Source organism: Streptomyces carpinensis (assembly GCF_002154505.1).
GTDB classification, from domain to species: Bacteria; Actinomycetota; Actinomycetes; order Streptomycetales; family Streptomycetaceae; genus Streptomyces; species Streptomyces carpinensis.
Window position 1 is genome coordinate 1 of sequence record NZ_MUBM01000671.1, and the last position, 361, is coordinate 361.

The 361-nt window shown below is 67.3% G+C and carries 1 pseudogene; it reads right to left on the reverse strand.

From position 1 onward, the window contains the following. Positions 1 to 286: pseudogene (locus BZY54_RS47780) on the reverse strand (hypothetical protein); the annotation flags it as partial. Positions 287 to 361 lie beyond the last annotated feature (75 nt).

The following is a 361-nucleotide window of genomic DNA, read 5'->3' on the forward strand; positions in this document are numbered from 1 at the left end:
CACGGCGGATCAGCACGCTGATCGCGTTCGGCTCCTCCGGGCCCGTGTACGGGGGCAGCGTGTCGTCGCCGGGGATCTCGAAGGGTGTGACCTCGTCGTAGCGGTCGTAGAGCAGCTCGTCGTACACCTCTGCGGCCGCGGCCAGCTGGTTGAACGCCTCGTAGACGGCCGGGTCGTCCTCCCCCGACCTGCGTTCGACCGCGGCGAGATGGCGGTCGAGCGCGGTCTTGACCGCCTCGGCGGCGGCGCGTACCTCGGCAGCGGTGGGCTGCGCAGCATCAGACATAATACAGACGCTATCCGTACCGGGCCCCAGCCCGCACAATAGATGCGATGCCGGAATACGAATTTGTCGACGTGT